This is a genomic window from Streptomyces sp. NPDC013317 (assembly GCF_055563155.1).
Window position 1 is genome coordinate 85,421 of the sequence record NZ_JBVHDX010000001.1, and the last position, 19,211, is coordinate 104,631.

The window sequence follows — 19,211 nt, forward strand, 5'->3', positions numbered from 1 at the left end:
ACATGGCACGACCGCGGCGCATCGTCCTCGTACGGCACGGAGAGTCCGAAGGAAACGCCGACGACACGGTGTACGAGCGGGAGCCCGACCACGCGCTCAGACTCACCGAAACCGGTCTGCGGCAGGCGCGCGAGACGGGGGAGCGGCTGCGGGACCTGTTCGGGGAGGAGCAGGTCAGCGTGTACGTCTCTCCGTACCGCCGCACCCACCAGACGTTCCGGGAGTTCCGGCTCGCCCCCCGGCAGGTCCGGGTGAGGGAGGAGCCGCGGCTGAGGGAGCAGGACTGGGGGAACTGGCAGGACCGGGACGACGTACGCCTCCAGAAGGCCTACCGCGACGCGTACGGGCACTTCTTCTACCGCTTCGCGCAGGGCGAGTCGGGAGCGGACGTGTACGACCGGGTCGGCGCGTTCCTGGAGAGCCTCTACCGCAGTTTCGAGGCGCCCGACCATCCCCCGAACGTCCTGCTCGTCACCCATGGACTGACGATGCGGCTGTTCTGTATGCGCTGGTTCCACTGGACCGTCGCCGAGTTCGAGTCGCTGTCCAACCCGGGCAACGGCGAGACGCGGACGCTGCTGCTCGGCGAGGACGGCCGATACAGCCTGGACCGGCCGTTCGAGCACTGGCGTACCCCGGAACCGTACGGCCACACCGGATAGAGTGGTTCAGCGATGACCGCTGACTCCTCTCTCGACCGGCGCTTCGAACGCGCCCTGGCCAGCCTTCGAGGGCTGGCCGTGGGAGACGCCCTGGGCTCCCAGTTCTTCGTTCCCGCCAACTATCCGCTGCTCAAACGACGCGAACTGCCGTCGGGGACCTGGCAGTGGACCGATGACACCGAGATGGCCTGCTCGGTCCTGGCCGTGCTCGCCCGGCACGACCGGATCGACCAGGACGCGCTCGCTCAGTCGTTCGCCGAGCATCACGACTTCGACCGGGGCTACGGTCCCGCGGTCAACCGGATGCTCCGGCTCATCCGGGAGGGCGGCGACTGGCGTGAACTGGCCGCCGCGCTCTTCAACGGACAGGGTTCCTGGGGCAACGGTGCCGCGATGAGGATCGCCCCGCTCGGCGCCTGGTACGCGGACGACCCGGAGCAGGCGACCCATCAGGCCGAGATCTCGGCGTACACCACGCACCAGCACCGCGAAGCCGTCGTGGGGGCGATGGCCGTGGCTGCCGCCGCCGCGCTCGTGGCGAATCCCGCGGGTCCGCCGAAGCCCACGGAGCTGCTGGACGGAGTCGTCGCCCTCGTGCCGCGCAGCGCCGTCGGCGCGGGGCTGCGCCGCGCACGCGACATGCTCGACTACGGCGACGCCGCCACGGTCGCGGCGGTGCTCGGCAGTGGGCGCCGCACCAGCGCCCACGACACCGTTCCGTTCGCACTCTGGTCGGCGGCCCGGGCCCTCGGCGACTACGAGCAGGTGTTCTGGACGACCGCCCAGGTCGGTGGGGACGTCGACACCACCTGCGCGATCGCCGGTGGTGTCGTGGCCTCCAGTACGGCCGGTGCGCCGCCGGCTTCGTGGCTGGAGCGGACCGAGGCCCTGCCGGAGTGGCTGCCGACGGCCGTCCGTCCCTGAGGTCGACGTCGGCCCGTACCCCTCGGACGGGCCGGCGAGTGTCACGGTCCTGACACAGCGCCGCCCCGCTGGGTACCACGGGCCGGACCGGCGTTAGAGTCGGCCACTCCGCAGCGCTGATCATGACGAGAGCGCGCCGACGCGACACCCGGACCGCTCCCTTCCGCCGCCACGGCGCCGAACGCGACCGGGTAGGGAGGGGGTCCCGTGTCCGACATGCCGTCCGAACCGCCACCGCAGGACAGAGCTGAGGCGAAGCCTGTCTCCGAGCCGCAGCGCCCCGCAGGTCCGACGCCGCCCAGTGCCGCACCGACTGCGCAGCCGCAGCCGCAGCCGCAGCCGCAGCCGCAGCCGCAGCCGCAGCCCCAGCCGCAGCCCCAGTCGCAGCCCCAGCACCTGCCGCAGCAGGCGCGGGCCGTGGCGGCTGCCGGGGGGCCTGGCGGCAGGCCGGCGTACCCCTGGGCGCCACCCGTGCCTCCGAGCGAGCCCTGGCTCGAGCGACTGCGCCCCGCCGCCCCGGGCCCGGTGACGGCCCCGACACTCTGGGCCGTCCTGGCGACCGCGCTGCTCAGTGCTCTGCTCCTCGACGAGGGCCTCGGGCTCAATCTGATGATCGTGGCCGCACCCGCGGTCCTCGCCGCCGCCTTCGCCGCTCGGGCTGCCGGTCGCCGACTGCGGCCCTGGACGCTGGTCTGGGCGATCGGCGGCCTCGCCCTTCTCGCCGTACCCGCGCTGCGGGACGCCGGCTGGCCGACCTTCCTCGCGATCATCACCGCCCTCGGGGTGACGGCCCTGGCTCTGCACGGTGGCCGAGGCTGGCCGAGCGTCCTGCTTTCGCCCGTCGGACTCTTCGACTCCTTCGGCTCCGGCGCCGTCTGGATCTGGCAGGGCGTGCGTGAACGGGCCGACGGCTCACGCGGCCGGTGGGGGCCGGTCGTACGGACCGTCGCGGTGGCCGTCGTTCTGCTCGTCGTCTTCGGCGCGCTGTTCGCCGGCGCCGACGCCGCCTTCGCCGATCTGCTCGGCGCGCTCATCCCCGACATCTCGCTGGAGCAGGCGCCCTGGCGGCTCTCCTTCTTCCTGCTCGGTCTGTTCGGCGGCATCGCCGTCGCCCGTACCGCCGCCGCACCTCTGCGCTGGGATCGGATGGCCGTCCGCCCCGGCAAGGCACGGGCCCGTCTGGAGTGGGCGCTGCCCCTCATCGTGCTGAACCTGCTCTTCGCGGCGTTCAACGCGGTCCAACTCGCCGTCCTCTTCGGCGGATACGACAAGGTCCTCCAGGAGACCGACCTGACCTACTCGGAGTACGCCCGGCAGGGCTTCTGGCAGCTCCTGACGGCGACCCTGCTCACCCTCGTGGTGATCGGCCTCGCCCTGCGCTGGGCGCCGCGTTCGACCGCGGGGGACCGCACGCTCGTACGCTCCGTCCTGGGCACCCTGTGCCTCCTCACCCTGGTCGTGGTCGCTTCGGCACTGCGCAGGATGGACCTGTACGTGGACGCGTACGGGCTCACGCGGCTGCGGATCTCGGTGGCCGCCATGGAGATGTGGCTGGGCCTGGTCATCCTGCTGATCATGGCCGCGGGGATCTTCGGTGCCCGTCTTCTGCCCCGCGCGGTGGCCGTGAGCGCCGCCGCGGGCATGCTCCTCTTCGGGCTGGCCTCCCCTGACGCCATCGTCGCCGAACAGAACGTCGAGCGGTTCAGCAGCTCCGAGAAGATCGACGTCCCCTATCTCGCAGGCCTCTCGGCCGACGCCGTACCCGCGCTCGACCGCCTTCCCGAGCCACAGCGCTCCTGCGCGCTCCTCGACATCGAGGAGCGCCTGCGTGAGGACGAGGGCAGCTGGTACGCCACCAGCTGGTCGGAGGCGCGGGCACGCTCGATCCTGGCGGAGCGTGGGATCGACCGGACTCCTGCCGAATGCGGGAGGCCGAGCAGGGAGGACGAGTACGACCCGTACGCGGAGGGCGACTGGTACGGCGATTCGTACGGCTCCCCCTGAACCTGGACGTGAGCATCCGTCCGTTCGTACATGTGGACCTGTGTTCCTCCCCGTCTCGGGGAGGAACACAGGTCCGCGTCCGATCGTCACGATGATCGATCGGAACGCGCCGCAACGGGGTCGCCGAGAGCTTCTTCCAGCCGCTTCGGACGTCCGATGGGAATCCGGGTATCGCGGGGGGTCCCGATCGGCGTAATCTGTCTGGCGCCATGCCCTACGAACCACCCACTCACACCGTCGAGCGCTCGCTCCGAGCCACCACCGGCGCCAAGATCATCGCCGGGGTCGATGAGGTCGGACGCGGGGCATGGGCCGGTCCCGTCACGGTCTGCGCGGCCATCACCGGTCTGCGACGGCCTCCCGAGGGACTCACGGACTCCAAGCTGATCACCCCCAAGCGCCGTACCGCCTTGGCCGCGGAGCTGGAGAAGTGGGTCACCGCCTACGCCCTCGGCGACGCGTCACCCGAGGAGATCGACGAACTCGGCATGACCGCCGCGCTCCGGCTGGCCGCCGTGCGCGCGCTGGAGGCCCTGCCCGTACGCCCCGACGCGGTGATCCTCGACGGCAAGCACGACTACCTCGGCAGCCCTTGGCAGGTCCGCACGGTGATCAAGGGTGACCAGTCCTGCGTCGCCGTGGCGGCGGCCTCGGTCATCGCCAAGGTGCGACGCGACGCGATGATGGCCGAGCTGGAGACCGAGGCGCAGGAGTGTGTCGCGTTCGGCTTCGGTGACAACGCGGGCTACCCCTCGCCGGTCCACAAGGCAGCGCTGCGAGAGCTGGGACCCACGGCGTACCACCGTCTCTCCTGGGCGTACCTCGACGCGCTGCCTCAGTGGAGCCACCTCAAGAAGGTCCGGATCTCCCCCGAGGCGGTCGCACTGGAAAGCGGGGGCCAACTCGGCTTCGACTTCTGAACTTCCCGGCAGGCCCACGCCGACAGCCGGGTCGCACGATTGTGCCCACCCGCCGGAGCGTCGCGCACCGGCGTTTGATAGACATCCACCTATGCCTCTCATCCCCGAGGAGCCTCAGATTCACGAGAGTGCCCAGGGTCCCCGCGGCACGGCCGCAGGCCACCCCGCGCCGACCCCCCGTCCCGTACCCGGTCCGCGTTCCGCGGCTTCGCCGCGTCCCGGGCGTCCCGGTCCTGGACCGGCTCGCCCCGCGCCGCCGGTACCGCGCCCGCACCCCGGTGCCGGGCAGTCCCCGTCGTCTCGCGCGGAGAATCGTTCCGGACCGCAGATCCAGCTGATCCCGGCCCCGGTCGACGGCGCGCTCGACGCCGCCGAAGAGGCCGTCGATCTGCTCCTGGACAGCGGCCGCGCCCCCGGCGACATCCTCGTGCTCACCACCGGTGAGCAGCACCCGTGGGCGGCGCACGAGCTGTCCTTCGGCGAGGCGTCCTACTGGGCGCAGCAGGACGCCGGTGACGACGTGTTCTTCGCCGACGCCTCGGTCGCGGAGCGTGCCGCGGCACGGCCCGTCGTCGTCGTGGCGGTCAACGGTCCGAGCGACGAGGTCGCCGCTCGGACGCTGCCCCTGGCGATGGGACGCGCGACCACGCTGCTCATCGTCTGCGGCGACCCGCAGCGCATCAACGCCGTGCTCGGCGCGGGTGTCTGAACCGGAGAGCCATCCGCGGTCCTGACCCGGCCGCCCCTCACGGGCGGCCGGGCCGTGGTCCCGCACACAGGCGGTCCGCCTCAGCGGGCCGCGGTCCGGCGCAGTGGTTCGGCGGCGCCGCCCGCCGTGCGCGGCGCGAAGACGCCCCGTTCGGAGGCGGCATCGCCGAGCGCATCGGGACGTGAGCCCAGGCTCGGGTGGCGGCCGCCGCGGCCCTCGCCCAGCACCTGCCAACCATTGCGGGTGAGCGCGATGTACGCACCGCAGCGCAGTCCGTGGAGCGTGCAGGCGTCCCGCAACCCCCACATCCAGGCGCCGTCCTCCTCCGTCCAACGCTCGTCGCCTTCACGGCAGTAGAGCAGCACGGCAGTCCGTACCGGCGTACGCCGGCGCAGGTCGTGCGGGATCACACGTCGCAGATGGGCCAGGAGCGCGTTACGGAACTCCCAGCCGTCCGCGACGACCGGGCGACGCGTGAACGACGCGCTGGCGATGAGCCGTTCTTCGTGGTCGAGCACCGCGACCACCGCCGTCGCGGGCGTCGGCCGATGGCGTGTGTGCAGCCCGCCGACGACCTCACGGGGGTTGCGGAGCAGCGGGATTCCGGCGGCCGCCCACTCGGCGGGCTCCAGTATCCGAGCGAGGCGGCTGGCGGACTCGGACGAGGCGATCGAGGTGGCTGCGGACGGAGCAAATCCGAAGGTCACGGTCCTCCCTTCGGATACGCGCCCGTTGGGCGGGCAGGGGCGAGTGAGGGCGCACCACGGCACAGTCCTTCCGGACCGCGTACGGGGCCATGCCGGGCGGTTTCCCAATTCTTGCGGGCCTGTGCGCGGGCGGCAACGAGCAATTGAGGCCGCTGACTGGAATGGGTTGGTATGGCACTCATATCCCTGCCCAGACACCCACTGTTCACTCCCCGTTTCACGCTTGGACGGCCAACACCAGGGGATACACCCCCTCGGCACCCGACCGGCGCAGCAGCCGGGCCGCCACGGCGAGCGTCCAACCACTGTCCGACAGATCGTCAACAAGCAGCAGGGGACCCCCCGCCGAGCCCAGTCGCTCCGCCACGGCGGGAGGCACCGTCAAGGCCTGGTGCAGCCCGACCACCCGCTGGGCGCTGTTGGTCCGGGAGATCCGCAGTTCCTCGGCCTCCGGCGCGTACTCGACGGTCCCCAGCAGCGGCATCCGTCCGATCTCCGCGATCCGCTGCCCGAGCGAGCCGACCAGCTGCGGCCTGCTGCGCGAGGCCACCGTCACCACGCCGACAGGCCGGGCGGGAGCGTCCGGGGCGCCGGACGCCCAACCCCCGGGCCCCTTCGCCCAGTCGGCGAGCACCTGAACCACCGCCTGCACGACATCGTCCGGCACCGGACCGTCCGAAGCCCGTTCGGACAGCAACGGACGCAGCCGGTTTCCCCAGCCGATGTCCGAGAGCCGCCCCAGCGCCCGCCCGCCGTACGACTGCTCGCCCGCGGGGATACGGCCCTTCAGATCGACGCCCACCGCCGCGAGTCCGGTCGGCCACATCTTGCGAGGCTCGACCTCCACACCGGGACGGCCCAGCTCCCCCTTGGCGGCATCGAGCGCCGCCTCGCTCACCTTCGGGTCGAACCGGGAGCCCGCGCAGTTGTCGCAACGGCCGCACGGCGCGGCCTCCTCGTCGTCCAGCTGGCGCCGCAGGAACTCCATCCGGCAGCCCGTCCCCGCCGCGTACTCGCGCATCGCCTGCTGCTCCGTCGCCCGCTGCCGCGCCACCCAGGCATAGCGCTCGGAGTCGTACACCCAGGGTCGTCCCGTACTCGTCCAGCCACCCTTCACCCGGTGTACGGCGCCATCCACGTCGAGCACCTTGAGCATCGTCTCCAGCCGGGTCCGCCTCAGCTCCACGAGCGGCTCCAGGGCGGGGAGCGACAGCGGACGGTCCGCCTGCGCCAGGACGTCGAGGGTGCGGCGCACCTGCTCCTCGGGCGGGAAGGCCACCGACGCGAAGTACTGCCAGATCGCCTCGTCCTCCTTGCCCGGCAGCAGCAGCACCTCGGCATGCTCCACACCGCGCCCCGCCCGGCCCACCTGCTGGTAGTACGCGATGGGGGAGGACGGCGAACCGAGGTGCACCACGAAACCCAGGTCCGGCTTGTCGAAACCCATGCCCAGAGCCGAGGTCGCCACCAGGGCCTTGACCCGATTGGCCTGCAGGTCCTCCTCGGCCTGCTGCCGGTCCGCGTTCTCGGTGCGGCCGGTGTACGACGAGACCGTGTGGCCGCACTGGCGCAGGTATGCGGTGACCTCCTCGGCGGCGGCCACCGTGAGCGTGTAGATGATTCCCGAACCGGGCAGCTCGCCGAGGTGATCGGCCAGCCAGGCCAGCCGGTGCGCGGCATCAGGGAGCCGCACGACACCGAGGCTCAGGCTCTCCCGGTCCAACGGGCCACGCAGCACCAGGGCGTCGGTCCCCGCGCCCGTACCGAGCTGCTCGGCGACGTCGGCCGTCACCCGGGCGTTGGCCGTGGCCGTCGTGGCGAGCACCGGAACACCCGCCGGCAGTTCGGCCAGCATCGTCCGCAGACGGCGGTAGTCGGGCCGGAAGTCATGGCCCCAGTCGGAGATGCAGTGGGCCTCGTCGACCACGAGCAGGCCCGTGGCGGCGGCAAGGCGGGGAAGGACCTCGTCGCGGAAGCCAGGGTTGTTGAGCCGCTCGGGACTGACCAGCAGAACGTCGACCTCGCCCGCCGCAACCTCCTCCTGGACCGTCTCCCACTCCTCCGTGTTCGACGAATTGATCGTGCGGGCGCGGATGCCCGCACGGGCAGCCGCCTCCACCTGGTTGCGCATCAGCGCCAGCAGGGGAGAGACGATCACGGTGGGGCCGCTGCCGGACTCGCGCAGCAGCGACGTCGCGACGAAGTACACCGCGGACTTGCCCCACCCCGTCCGCTGCACGACCAGCGCACGCCGCTTGTCCGCGACAAGCGCCTCGATGGCACGCCACTGGTCCTCGCGCAGTCTCGCCGTGCCCGTGGGATCGCCGACAAGGCGGGCGAGTACGGCGTCGGCGGTGGCTCGGAGGGCCGCGCGGTCGGGGAGGCGCTCTGCGTTGGTCATGCCCCCATGCAACCCGATGACTCGGACAATGCGCGAACGAGCCTCGAAACCTGTGGAAAACCTGGTGAGGGCCGCGCGGCAGAGTTATCCACAGGGCTTTCGGAGTCGGCCCGCCTCGCGAGACCGTCGTGACCATGAACACGAACCCGCACGAATTCCGTGGAACGACCGAAACCCAGCAGATCACCCTGCGCGGCCCCGCCGAGCTGGCCGACGCCCTGCCTTTCATGCTCGGCTTCCATCCCAGCGACTCCGTCGTCCTCGTCGCCCTCCACGGCGAGCTCGGACGATTCGGCGGCCGGGTCAGGCTCGGCATTCCACGGTCGTCGAAGGAATGGGCCTCGACGGCGGAACAACTCGCCGAGTGCCTCGTCGACGGCTGCACCCGCCGTGGCACCCGCCCGGACGGCATCGTCGTCTTCCTCTGCCAGGACCCCGCACCGGGTGAGACGGGCCGGCACGTCATGGAGCGGCTGCGCCCCTTCTCGCAGCGCCTGCGCACCGCCTGCGGCGCACTCGACATTCCCGTCTACGAAGCCCTCTGCATCTCCGACGGCCTGTACTTCTCCTACTGCTGCCCCGACACCCGCTGCTGCCCGCCCGACGGCACACCCATGGCGCTCACCGGAACGTCGGTGATGGCGGCCTCGGCCGCCTACGCCGGAATCCAGGTCCGCGGATCCCTGCGGGACATGGAGGCACGACTGAAGCCGCATCCCTCGTGGCCCGGCGAGGAGCAGCAGCGCAAGGCGCTGAACGCGGGCTCGACCCTGATCGTCCCCAAGATCTTCGACGGCCCGCCCGGCGCAGGGCGGACCGAGGTCAGGGAGGCGACGCTCAAGCTCGCCCGGGACGTGCTCACGCGGTTCGGCGTCCCGTCCGACGAAACCGACGCCGCGGTGAGCACACCCGTGTCGAGCTCCGGACGCCGCGACGGTACGGCCGAACAGGACGCGGCGGACGACGCGTCGATCGGGGCCGACGAGGCCGCGGCCCTCATTCTCGGCCTTCAGGACAGGGACACGCGGGACCAGGCCGCCGAGTGGATGGAGGGCCGCGAGGGCGCCGCAGCCCTGCGCCTGTGGCGCGCGCTGGCCCGACGCTGCGTCGCCCCCTTCGACGAGCACGCGGCGGCCCCGCTCGCCCTCGCCGGCTGGGTCGCCTGGTCCACCGGGGACGAGCCGGCGGCCCGCGCCGCCCTGGGCCTCGCGCTGGACGCCGACCCCGAATACGTCTTCGCCCGACTGCTGCACCAGGCCTGCAACGAGGGGCTCGATCCCGAGTCGCTGCGCAGCTGCCTGAGGCACGAACGGGAATCGAGGGCGACCGCCGCCGTGGAGGGCCGCGTCGCGGCCCGACCGGCCGGCTCCCAGGACGCCCTTCCGCCGGCGGTCGACGTGGAACCGGAGGAGAGGACCGTCAAGCGGCCCAGGCCGGTGAAGGTGGCCGATCCGGCCAAGGCCGTCAGGCAGGGCCGGAGGGGTGCCGGAACCCGGCCCGGCAAGATCGCGCCCAGGCCGCCGCGGGATGCTGCGGCGCGGCGTGGCGCGCGGCGCGGGACGAGGAGGGGGTGATGACGCCCGTGACCCGGCCGCCCACAGCAGCGTTCACGTCAGTGGCGGAGCCCGACGACCCGTGCCGCCGACCCCTCCTCGGCAGTCCGGATCGCACAGAGAGCACCGCACACCACCCATGGCCACCCGTCCCGCCCCCGCCCCCGGACTCCCGGCCGGACAAGCACCCGCCACCGGGCCCAGGCCCCCTGGAGCCGTACGACCGCCGGAGCTCCCGTCGGTGCACGACGCGCTCCTCTGCGTCGCCCTGCCCGCCCTCGCCGTCTGCTCCGAGCACGGACAGCTCACCGGACACGGTCTCGAAGGGGTCTACGCCTCGGGACGCCGTCTCCTCTCCCGCTGCGTGCTGCGGGTGGCCGGCCGTGAGCCGCTCGCCCTCGCGGGCCGCCAGGACGCCGCGGACCGTGCCGTCTTCCTCTCCGTCGTCCGTACGGCGGGCGACTCCGGACCCGACCCCGGACTCAGCGTCGAGCGCTCCCGGAGCGCCGACGGAACCGAGCGGATCACGCTGCGCAGCTTCGCCGGCAGGCCGCTCAGGCTCCCGGTGGAAATCTCTCTGGGGACGGATCTGGCGGATCTGGGCGCCGTCGCGGCCGGGAGAGCGGGACCCGAGATCGTCGCGAGCGTCCACGGCACGGGGATGCGCTGGACCGCCGCCGACGGCCGTTGCGCCTCCGTCAGTGCCGACCCGCCGCCGACGGACGCCCTGGCGGCTGCGGGGCTCCTGCGCTGGGAGGTCGATCTCGCTCCCGGATCCGCCCGGACCATCGAGCTCAGAGTGCGGGGCGACCGCCCCCACGGACTCCCCGGTCCCTCCGGGACGGGTGCCGGCCGCCCCGGAGGCGTCGGACTCGCGCAGGCCCGCGCGGAAGGGGACGACCCTCGGGTCGGCGAACTGCTGCGGGTCGCCGTCGACGACCTGCGGGCGCTCCTCCAACGCGACCAGGAACACCCGGCCGACGTCCATCTCGCCGCCGGGGTGCCCTGGCGCTGTGGACCGGTCACCGCCGAGGCCCTCTGGGCCGCGCGGATGGCGCTCCCGCTCGGGACTCGGCTCGCCGTCACGACGCTCCGGGCCATGGCCCGCACCCAGCTCGACGGACCCGGGCCGACGGCCGGGCGCATTCCCGGCCCGCTCAGAGACGCGGGCCCCTACCTTCCGCCTCGCTGCACGGGAGTCGAGGCGACTCTCGCCTTCCCCACGGTCCTCGCGGAGGCCAGGCGCTGGGGCCTGCCGGAGCAGGACCTCGCGGACCTCCTTCCCGTGGCGGAGAGGTGCCTCAGCTGGCTCCGTAGCGCGGCCGGCCCCCACGGATTCGTCCCGGACCCGGGGCCCGCCGGGCCGTGGCGGGCCGAGACGCAGGCCCACGCCCACCGCGCGGCCGTGCTCGGCGCCGATCTGCTCGACGCCTGCGGCCGGCCCGGGGGAGACGGCTGGCGGGACTGGGCCCGCACGCTGCGCGAGCGGTTCAGGGCGGAGTTCTGGATCGACGACCGGTCAGGAGGTCGGCCCGCCGCAGCCTTGGCACCGGGCGGCCGGCCGTGGACACAGCTCGGCGGCTGGGCGGCGCACCTCCTCGACACCGGGCTTCTGGGCGGTGGCCGGTACGCGCCCGGCCTGCTGGACGGGTCCGCGACCGACCAGCTGGCGCGGCTACTGGGCACTCCCGTGCTGGACTCGGGATGGGGTCTGCGCAGCCTCGGTACCAAGGAGCCGGGCCACAACCCGTTCGGTCACCGGGCGGGAGCGGTCAGGGTCCACGAGACGGTCGTGGCCGTGGCCGGTCTCGCCGCGGAGGGCTACGAGAGGGAGGCGGCGTCGTTGCTCAAGGGCACCCTCGACGCGGCGGAGGCCTTCGGCTACCGCCTGCCCGAGATGTACGCGGGCAGCGCGCGGACGGCAGGCGCGGTCCCGGTTCCGCATCCGGCGGCCTGTCGCCCCGCCGCGGTCGCCGCCGCCGGCGCCGTCCACCTCATGACGGCACTCGTGGGGATCCGGCCCGACGCGCCGGGGGGCACGGTCGCCCTCCACCCCGTCCGGTCGGTTCCACTCGGCGCGGTCCGCCTGTCGGACGTCCGGGTCGCCGGTGAGCCGTTCTCGGCGCGGGTGAGCCGTCTCGGTCTCGGCATGGTCGAGGAGGCCGCCGACGGCCTCCAGCTGGGAGGCTGATCGGATGCCGCTCGACATGGCGAGGGACGCCACGGGGAAGCGCGAAGAAGTCGTCGTGGATGCACGGCAGGGGCGTGTTTATCGTCAGGAAGACGACTATGATCACGGCATGCCTCCCTACGACCCGTCGGCCTTTCCGCCCTTTGCCGTCACCGTCGATCTGGTCGTGCTCACCGTGCGGCGCCACGCCCTGTGCGCCCTCATGGTGCGACGGGGAGAAACGCCGTTCCAGGGCAGGTGGGCGCTGCCCGGCGGCTTCGTCCGGGCCGACGAGGACCTCGGCGCGGCTGCCGCGCGTGAACTGGTGGAGGAGACCGGGCTCTGCGTCCACGACCCGGGCACCCCGGCACCCGTGCCGGGCAACGGCGCGCACCTGGAGCAGTTGGCCACCTACGGCGACCCGCAGCGCGACCCCCGGATGCGGGTGGTCAGCGTGGCTCATCTGGCTCTCGCCCCGGATCTGCCCGCCCCGCGCGCGGGCGGCGACGCTAACAGTGCACGCTGGGCACCGGTGGAGGAGGTGCTCGGCAAGGACGGTTCGGCGGAGGGCGAGGGGCAGGCCGAGCCGCTCGCCTTCGACCACGCGCGGATCCTCGCCGACGGTGTGGAACGGGCCCGATCGAAGATCGAGTACTCATCCCTGGCAACGGCGTTCTGTCCGCCGGAGTTCACGGTGGGCGAGCTCCGCAGGGTCTACGAGGCGGTGTGGGGTGTGGCGCTCGACCCGCGCAACTTCCACCGGAAGGTGACCGGCACACCCGGGTTCCTGGTTCCGGCGGGCGGGACCACGACCCGTCAGGGAGGGCGCCCCGCACAGCTGTTCAGGGCCGGTGGCGCGACGCTGCTCAACCCGCCCATGCTCCGCCCCGAAGTCTGATCGCGTCGATCCGTCCCGACCCCGGCGACCCGGAGTCCCAGCCATGCACCAAAAGTCCGAAATGTAGCGTTATCTTGCTTGGGTAGCCGCCCTGCCGCGGAGCGGTCTCACCTACCGCGAGAGAAGCGATGCTCCAGGCCATCGGACTCACCAGCAGCCCCCGCCGTGACCTCCCGCCCGCCGTGGACGATCTCACCTTCGACGCCCACCCGGGTCAGGTCACCGCCCTTCTCGGCCCCGCCGGATCCGGCAAGACCACGGCCCTGCGGCTGATGCTCGAACTCGAGCCGGGACGAGGCGTCACCTACTTCCGCGGACGTCCGCTGCAGCGCATCGCGCACCCTGGCGGCGAGGTCGGGGTGCTCTTCGGCGACGTGCCCGGACACCCCTCGCGGACGCTGCGCAGTCAGCTGCGGATGCTGTGCGCCGCGGCCGGGGTCCCCGGATCCAGGGCCGACGACATGCTCGAGTTCGTGGGACTCTCCGGCCTCCATGACCAGCGCATCGGCAGGCTGGCCCGCGGCATGGACCGCCGACTCGGCCTCGCCTCGGCTCTGTTGGGCGATCCGCACACGCTGGTGCTCGACGAGCCGGGGGCCGGGATCTCGGCTCGCGAGAGGGCCTGGCTGCACCACCTCCTGCGCGCTCACGCCGCCGACGGCGGCACCGTCCTCTACACCACCGCGGACCCCAAGGACGCGGCCCGCAACGCCGACCGGGTCGTCACGCTCGACAAGGGGCGGCTCGTCGCGGCACAGGACGCGGCCGACTTCGCCCGTACCCGCCTTCGCCCCCGCGTTGCCGTGCGGACGCCCCACGCTGCGCGGCTCGCCGCCGCGGTCGCCCAGGAGGCGCGCGCGGCCCGGCGTACCGTCGAAGTGATCGCCGAGCGAGGAAACCGTCTCTCCGTCTACGGCAGCGACTGCGCCACGATCGGCGAGACGGCCTTCCGGCACGGAGTCCTCATCCACCAACTGGCCGACGAGGTGGGCCACACCGGCCCGCTGGACACGCGGGACCCCGTCGGTCCGGCCCCTGAGTCCGAAGAACGCCGGACGGCACCCTCCTCCGAGCCCGGACCGCGAAGGGCCCGGCGGCCGGCGCGTTCGCCCCTGAGGCCGCTGCGGTACGAGATCCGCAGGCTGCTCGGCGTACCGACGACTCCGCTCGTCGCGGCCGCCGTCCTCGTCGCCTCCGTGGTGATCTCGGTGCTTCTCGCGCGCAGCGGCCGGACACCTCTGCCCACGGTGCTCGCAGGCTGGCCCGCGCTGTCACCGCTGCCACCCGCCGCCCTGGGCGCCGGACTGCTCGGTGCCTTCTCGTTCGGCGACGAGTACCGGTACCCGGCACTCACCACGGGGCGCGGCGTCGTGCCGCGCAGACTCGGGCTGCTGCTCGCCAAGCTGACGGTCTCGGCCGCCGTGGCCCTGGTCCTCGCCGTGCTCGTCGTGGTGGCCGACCTGGAGGTGCTCCGCCTCGTCTACGGCGGAGAGTTGGTTCCCGTACCCGAAAACTGGCCGACACTCTGTGCGAGTTGGCTGGGTCTGATCGTCGGCTGCGCCTGGGCAGGGGTACTCGGGGCGGGCGTCTTCCGGGTCGCCACGGCGGGAGTGGCGGCGGTGCTCTCGGTGCCCGTCGTCGTGGCCCCCCTGCTGCGGCTGGTGAGCTGGGAGCCGGCGGGCCGGTCCCTCACCGGACTCCCGGGTCGGCTGCGGGAATTCGCCAGCGTGCAGTGGCCGGTGGCGGCCGACCGCTGGCTGCTGGGGGCGCTGCGCGTGGTGGCGCAGCCCGTGGGGGTGGCGCTGGCAGTGGCGTTGACCGCTCTGCTCTGCGCGTATCTGATCACCGGCCTTCATCGCAGAGCGCGTTGGTGATCACTCCAAGATCGGAAGTTTCCGCTTCCTCGGCAACTCTCTTGAAAATGCCCCTTTATGTCCGATTAATCGTCAATTGTGTAGCGAGTGCCGATCACCCTTTCGTGTGCTTTTCACCAAAGACCTCAAGGGTCACCGGGGCAACGCCGACAAAGGATGCGTGAGTACCCTTGCGCACACCATGATGACCGCCGCCCGCCCCGTCGATTCCGGCCTCGGCGCCCCGGGCGATCTCGATCGCTACCCGTACGCGGAGGCGCCCGTCGCCGAGCGCGTGGGTCCGCCCTCCTGGGAGGGGGTGGAGACGGACCTCGGCCGGGTCGGGCGCCGCAGCGCCGGCAGCCGCGGCCGAGGCCTGCACGGCCAGCTCGTCCAGCAGCTCGGTCAGATGATCGTCTCCGGCGACCTCGGCGCCGACCGTCCGCTCGTCCCGGAGGAGATCGGGCAGCGCTTCGAGGTCTCGCGCACCGTCGTGCGCGAGTCGCTGCGTGTGCTGGAGGCCAAGGGCCTGGTCAGTGCCCGTCCCAACGTCGGCACCCGGGTCAGGCCCGTCAGCGACTGGAACCTGCTCGACCCCGACATCATCGAGTGGCGCGCCTTCGGGCCACAGCGCGACGACCAGCGTCGCGAGCTGAACGAGCTGCGCTGGACGATCGAGCCCCTCGCCGCCCGGCTCGCCGCGGGCCACGGCCGCGAGGACGTCCAGCAGCGACTGTCCGACATGGTCGAGATCATGGGCCATGCCTACGCCCAGGGTGACGGCATCACCTTCACCCGCGCCGACGCCGAGTTCCACTCCCTCCTGATCCAGCTCGCCGGCAACCGCATGCTGGAGCACCTCTCGGGCATCGTCGCCGCCGCTCTGCAGGTCTCCGGTGGCCCGGCCACCGGCTGTGACCGCCCCGGCGAGTCCAGCCTGGGGCACCACGCGCGTATCGCCGACTGCCTCGCGGCCGGCGACGCCCAGGGGGCCGAAGCGGCCATGCGCCAGCTGCTCACGGTCCACCCGGAGGTGGAGCGCGTCGTGCCCGCTCCACGCGAGCACTGACCCCGGCTGTGGCAGGGTGGGCGGACGTGCGCGCATCGCGTGTCGCCGGACCCGCGCGGAACCCGGGGATCATGGTGTGATCCCCGGGGCCGCGGGGGTTCCGGCGGCGCGAATGCGCCACGAACACCCGTTCTGACCGATTAGTCGTACATGGGGTGTGACTCGGGCCACGCGGATTGGGCGTAACACTCTTCGAAGTCGTGCGATGACCTAAGAGGTGACAGCCGAGGAAGGAATACAGCAGCCGTGTCAGGCGCTGTGCAGTTCCCCGGTCCAGCCCGCGCCGTCGGCACATTCCCCGTCGACGGTCGTCGGCTCCGGCCCGATCATGGGCGGGGCCGGAAGCCGTTTTCCATCGTTCCGAGAGGTTGTTCGTGTCGGCCAGCACATCCCGTACGCTCCCGCCGGAGATCGCCGAGTCCGAGTCTGTGATGGCGCTCATCGAGCGGGGAAAGGCTGATGGGCAGATCGCCGGCGATGACGTGCGTCGGGCCTTCGAGGCTGACCAGATTCCGCCAACCCAGTGGAAGAATGTTCTGCGCAGCCTCAACCAGATCCTCGAGGAAGAGGGTGTGACGCTGATGGTCAGTGCAGCGGAGTCGCCGAAGCGCGCCCGCAAGAGCGTCGCAGCGAAGAGCCCGGCCAAGCGCACCGCCACCAAGACCGTCACCGCCAAGACGACCGTGACGAAGACCGTCTCGGCCGCCGCGGCGGCTCCGGCGGCAGAGGGCGCGGACCCGGCCGACGAGGCCGGAACCCCGGCCAAGAAGGCGGCCGCCAAGAAGACCGCGGCCAAGAAGACGGTGGCCAAGAAGACGGCCGCCAAGAAGACCACGGCCAAGAAGACCGCCTCCAAGAAGGACGCCGACGAGGTCGTCGAGGGCGAGGAGCTCCTCGAGGACGTCGCGCCCGGCAAGGGTGAGGACGAGGAGGCCGAGGGCGAGAACAAGGGCTTCGTCCTGTCCGACGAGGACGAGGACGACGCTCCGGCGCAGCAGGTCGCCGTCGCCGGTGCCACCGCCGACCCGGTCAAGGACTACCTCAAGCAGATCGGCAAGGTCCCGCTGCTCAACGCCGAGCAGGAGGTCGAGCTCGCCAAGCGCATCGAGGCCGGTCTGTTCGCCGAGGACAAGCTGGCGAACTCCGACAAGCTGGCGCCCAAGCTCAAGCGTGAGCTGGAGATCATCGCCGAGGACGGCCGCCGCGCCAAGAACCACCTGCTGGAGGCCAACCTCCGACTCGTGGTCTCGCTGGCCAAGCGCTACACCGGCCGCGGCATGCTCTTCCTGGACCTGATCCAGGAAGGCAACCTGGGTCTGATCCGTGCGGTCGAGAAGTTCGACTACACCAAGGGCTACAAGTTCTCCACGTACGCCACCTGGTGGATCCGCCAGGCGATCACCCGCGCCATGGCCGACCAGGCCCGCACCATCCGTATCCCGGTGCACATGGTCGAGGTCATCAACAAGCTGGCGCGCGTCCAGCGCCAGATGCTCCAGGACCTGGGCCGCGAGCCCACCCCGGAGGAGCTGGCCAAGGAACTCGACATGACCCCGGAGAAGGTCATCGAGGTCCAGAAGTACGGCCGCGAGCCGATCTCCCTCCACACTCCGCTGGGTGAGGACGGAGACAGCGAGTTCGGTGACCTGATCGAGGACTCCGAGGCGGTCGTCCCGGCCGACGCGGTCAGCTTCACACTCCTCCAGGAGCAGCTGCACTCCGTCCTCGACACGCTCTCCGAGCGTGAGGCGGGCGTGGTCTCCATGCGCTTCGGCCTCACCGACGGCCAGCCGAAGACGCTGGACGAGATCGGCAAGGTCTACGGCGTGACGCGTGAGCGCATCCGCCAGATCGAGTCGAAGACCATGTCGAAGCTGCGCCACCCGTCCCGTTCGCAGGTGCTGCGCGACTACCTCGACTGATCCGCGGTCGTACGAGCCGAAGGGCCCGGTTCCCCGAGAGGGAACCGGGCCCTTCGGCCTTGCGAGGTGCACTGCGCGGGTCTCTGCACGACGCTGGGTTAACCGACATCATCGGAGAGTCAGGAGGCTCTATGCGTCGCCCCATCGCCCGAGCAGTCACCGCTGCACTGGGCCTGATCTCGACGGCGGCCGGGCCGTTCGCCGCCGCCGCTCCCGCGGCCGCCGACAGTGTCGTGGTGGGCGGGCAGCCCGCCCAGATCGCGGACGCGCCCTGGGCCGTGGCCCTCTCCAGCCGTGACCGGTTCGGAGGTACGCGGGCGGGTCAGTTCTGCGGGGGAGCGGTCGTGGCGCCCACGCGGGTGCTGACAGCCGCCCACTGCCTGGGCCGGGACGTCCTGGGCGGCGAGCCCTGGGAGCTCGCCGACTTCAAGGTCATCGCGGGCCGCAGCGCCCTCGGCGGCACGGGCGGGCGGGAGGTCCGGGTCACCGGCACCTGGATCAGCCCTGACTACGACCCGACGGCCAACGCCAACGACCTGGCCGTACTGACGCTGGCGACCCCACTTCCCGACTCGTACGTGATCACACCGGCCCGCGCCGGTGACGCGGCCGAGGCGCCGGGGACGGCTGCGGACGTGTACGGATGGGGGGACACCACCGGGAACGGGACCTACGCCTCCGCGCTCCGTGCGGCGCGTGTCCAGGTCCTGCCCGACACCGCGTGCGAGCGTGCCTACCCCAGCGGCTTCGGGACCGCTTACCGCGCCGACACGATGCTGTGCGCGGGTGACCCGCAGGGTGGCAAGGACGCCTGCCAGGGCGACAGCGGCGGGCCGCTGGTGGCCGGAGGGCGGCTCATCGGCCTGGTGTCCTGGGGCAGCGGCTGTGGTCAGGCCGAGAACCCGGGTGTCTACACCCGCGTCTCGACCGTGCTGCCGGCGAACTTCTGAGCCTCGGGGCGGCGCGAGAACGGGCGGCCACCCCCCTGAACGCGGGGGTGGCCGCCCGTCGTCCGGTCAGCGACCGGCCCATGGCTCGTCGTGAATGCGAGGCGTCAGCGGTCCTCGTCTACTGCCTTGGCCGGCACGTCGGTGAGCCGGTCCGTCTCATCCTGTATTTCCGCGGCGATCTTCTTGAGTTCCGGCTCGAACTTGCGCCCGTGGTGGGCACAGAAGAGCAAGTCACCACCGCTGGTCAGGACGACGCGCAGGTACGCCTGGGCGCCGCAGCGGTCGCAGCGGTCAGCGGCCGTCAGGGGGCTCGCGGGGGTCAGAACAGTAGTCACGTCGCCTCTTCTCTAGCTCGACGAGCTGTCGTACCAGGGTCAACATCCAACCAGGCCGAAAACGTTCCCGCTCGTGGCTTTTCCTCGAAACTTCTTCCCGAGGTGGCTGCTGCTGCCGGTTGGCGGCGAATGAG

Annotated in this window: 15 protein-coding genes; 12 read left to right on the plus strand and 3 right to left on the minus strand. The window is 72.0% G+C overall.

Features of this window, described 5'->3' with window-relative positions; genetic code table 11:
- Positions 1-2: 2 nt before the first annotated feature.
- From ACZ3IJ_RS00360 to ACZ3IJ_RS00380, 5 genes are all read left to right on the plus strand, one after another.
- Positions 3-662, plus strand: a complete 660-nt coding sequence (locus ACZ3IJ_RS00360; protein WP_467465397.1) for a histidine phosphatase family protein — start codon at positions 3-5, stop codon at positions 660-662.
- 12 nt (positions 663-674) lie between these two features.
- Positions 675-1,586, plus strand: coding sequence for an ADP-ribosylglycohydrolase family protein (locus tag ACZ3IJ_RS00365; protein WP_467465398.1), 912 nt, complete (start codon positions 675-677; stop codon positions 1,584-1,586).
- Positions 1,587-1,802: 216 nt separating this feature from the next.
- Positions 1,803-3,590: a DUF4153 domain-containing protein gene (locus ACZ3IJ_RS00370; RefSeq protein WP_467466238.1), complete on the plus strand. Its 1,788-nt coding sequence runs from the start codon at positions 1,803-1,805 to the stop codon at positions 3,588-3,590.
- Between the two features lie 209 nt (positions 3,591-3,799).
- On the plus strand, positions 3,800-4,510 hold the full coding sequence (locus tag ACZ3IJ_RS00375; RefSeq protein WP_467465399.1) for a ribonuclease HII: 711 nt from the start codon (positions 3,800-3,802) through the stop codon (positions 4,508-4,510).
- A gap of 91 nt (positions 4,511-4,601) precedes the next feature.
- Entirely contained in the window at positions 4,602-5,219 is a 618-nt protein-coding gene (locus ACZ3IJ_RS00380; protein WP_467465401.1) for a hypothetical protein, read from the plus strand.
- A gap of 80 nt (positions 5,220-5,299) precedes the next feature.
- On the opposite strand, the gene ACZ3IJ_RS00385 is transcribed toward ACZ3IJ_RS00380, so the two are convergent.
- Together ACZ3IJ_RS00385 and ACZ3IJ_RS00390 are read right to left on the minus strand one after the other, a co-directional pair.
- A complete protein-coding gene (locus ACZ3IJ_RS00385; RefSeq protein ID WP_467465402.1) occupies positions 5,300-5,926 on the minus strand; it encodes a hypothetical protein in 627 nt (208 codons plus the stop codon).
- Between the two features lie 217 nt (positions 5,927-6,143).
- Positions 6,144-8,327, minus strand: a complete 2,184-nt coding sequence (locus ACZ3IJ_RS00390; protein WP_467465403.1) for a RecQ family ATP-dependent DNA helicase — start codon at positions 8,325-8,327, stop codon at positions 6,144-6,146.
- A gap of 134 nt (positions 8,328-8,461) precedes the next feature.
- On the opposite strand from ACZ3IJ_RS00390, the gene ACZ3IJ_RS00395 reads away from it, so the two are divergent.
- From ACZ3IJ_RS00395 to ACZ3IJ_RS00425, 7 genes are all read left to right on the plus strand, one after another.
- The gene (locus ACZ3IJ_RS00395) at positions 8,462-9,901 is read left to right on the plus strand and encodes a DUF4192 domain-containing protein (protein WP_467465404.1); all 1,440 of its coding nucleotides are present in this window, start codon (positions 8,462-8,464) and stop codon (positions 9,899-9,901) included.
- Positions 9,902-10,019: 118 nt separating this feature from the next.
- Complete coding sequence (locus ACZ3IJ_RS00400) at positions 10,020-12,071, plus strand: glycogen debranching N-terminal domain-containing protein (protein WP_467465405.1); 2,052 nt, start codon at positions 10,020-10,022, stop codon at positions 12,069-12,071.
- Between the two features lie 109 nt (positions 12,072-12,180).
- Positions 12,181-12,948: an NUDIX hydrolase gene (locus ACZ3IJ_RS00405; protein WP_467465406.1), complete on the plus strand. Its 768-nt coding sequence runs from the start codon at positions 12,181-12,183 to the stop codon at positions 12,946-12,948.
- 128 nt (positions 12,949-13,076) lie between these two features.
- Entirely contained in the window at positions 13,077-14,822 is a 1,746-nt protein-coding gene (locus ACZ3IJ_RS00410) for an ATP-binding cassette domain-containing protein (RefSeq protein WP_467465407.1), read from the plus strand.
- Between the two features lie 160 nt (positions 14,823-14,982).
- Positions 14,983-15,870 carry a FadR/GntR family transcriptional regulator gene (locus ACZ3IJ_RS00415; protein ID WP_467465408.1) on the plus strand — a complete coding sequence of 296 codons (888 nt, stop codon included), beginning with the start codon at positions 14,983-14,985 and terminating at the stop codon, positions 15,868-15,870.
- A gap of 374 nt (positions 15,871-16,244) precedes the next feature.
- On the plus strand, positions 16,245-17,792 hold the full coding sequence (locus ACZ3IJ_RS00420; RefSeq protein ID WP_467465409.1) for an RNA polymerase sigma factor: 1,548 nt from the start codon (positions 16,245-16,247) through the stop codon (positions 17,790-17,792).
- 131 nt (positions 17,793-17,923) lie between these two features.
- Positions 17,924-18,742 (plus strand): S1 family serine peptidase, encoded by an 819-nt coding sequence (locus tag ACZ3IJ_RS00425; RefSeq protein ID WP_467465410.1) that lies wholly within the window; start codon positions 17,924-17,926, stop codon positions 18,740-18,742.
- A gap of 104 nt (positions 18,743-18,846) precedes the next feature.
- Here the strand turns inward: ACZ3IJ_RS00425 and ACZ3IJ_RS00430 are convergent, their stop codons facing one another.
- Positions 18,847-19,077 (minus strand): DUF7455 domain-containing protein, encoded by a 231-nt coding sequence (locus ACZ3IJ_RS00430; RefSeq protein WP_137992866.1) that lies wholly within the window; start codon positions 19,075-19,077, stop codon positions 18,847-18,849.
- Between the last annotated feature and the right edge of the window lie 134 nt (positions 19,078-19,211).